Here is a 1,045-nt window from a genome sequence, read left to right as displayed (position 1 = left end):
GGTTACGTTATCGTTTATCACGATCGCGCCGTCTTTCTTATTTAAGACGTTCTCTGTGTTAACCGCCTCCACCCGAGCGCCGTCCTCGACAGCTGTTTCTCGCTCAGGCTCATTCCCCGTTTCTATCTCCACCAGCACCTCAGTGGCACCCCTTCTGGAAGTTCTCTGTTCCAGGGGCTCTTGGCGTCTGGCGGGTGTTGATGTTGGCGTGAGAGGTCGAGGCTCCTCAGGAGGATTTTCCTCCGCATCGAACGACCAGTCACCCCTCCTGGCAGGGGTGTGTGAGGGGTCTGGTGCGTTCAGCGGTGAGGTCTGCGTGTTCACAGTGATCCTCTCCTGCCTCGTTGTCTGTATCACTGTCTCTGTTTGTCTATTAGTGTCTGTTTGTCTGATAGTGTCTGCATGTGTCTGTGCTTCCGTGTTCATCTGTGCCACATAGAGGGCCTCCACTTTTTCTAGCACCTCTTCGCTCAGTCTCTCACGAAAGTTTTTTCTCGCCCAGTTCGAAGCCACCTCAAACGCTTTTTTCCAATCTGCTTGATTGGTTCTTTCCTCCAGTTCTGCTAGAATTTCGTTTATGTGGGCCTCGTAGTGTTCCTCTAAAATTATCTGGGTGTTATGCAGCCAGTTTCTGGCATTACCTTCTAACAGCTCCTCCGTTTTTTTGGAGGGGGCAGCTGGTTTAATGGTATCGATCAGAAACTGTGCTATTTTTCGGAACCCAGTAGGTGTGTTATCTTTGATTTTGGTCGTTACATTCTGCAGATGGTGCACTGCACGTATTAGCTCATAAGTTAGTTTCATGGCGAGCTTTAACCTGGGCGAGGGAGGTGTATAATCAGGATTTCTATCCATATTTGAGTCATTTTGACGCCCTCCCCTCCTGTTGTTATTTCTGGGGAGGAAGCGGTTCTCTCTATCTCTTTGTATGTTGTATGTGTTGTGTGTCGTGTTTGTGTCTCTTTGGTTCCTGTTCTCCGTGGCCATTGGTGCTCTAGACCCTCTGGCTGTTGGTCGAGCAGAGTTATAGTAAACATCACGTCTT

Annotated in this window: 1 protein-coding gene; it reads right to left on the bottom strand. The window is 49.3% G+C overall.

All coding sequences use genetic code 11. The features are described from left to right. Positions 1-987, bottom strand: a 987-nt coding sequence (locus U9R90_RS36380; RefSeq protein ID WP_411061780.1) for a hypothetical protein, incomplete at its 3' end; no start/stop codon positions are given. Positions 988-1,045: the final 58 nt, after the last annotated feature.

This window comes from Streptomyces sp. E11-3 (genome assembly GCF_046540415.1).
In the GTDB taxonomy this organism is placed as follows: domain Bacteria; phylum Actinomycetota; class Actinomycetes; order Streptomycetales; family Streptomycetaceae; genus Streptomyces.
Note: the sequence above shows the minus strand (reverse complement) of the source record. Positions and strands in the feature narration are given on the sequence as shown.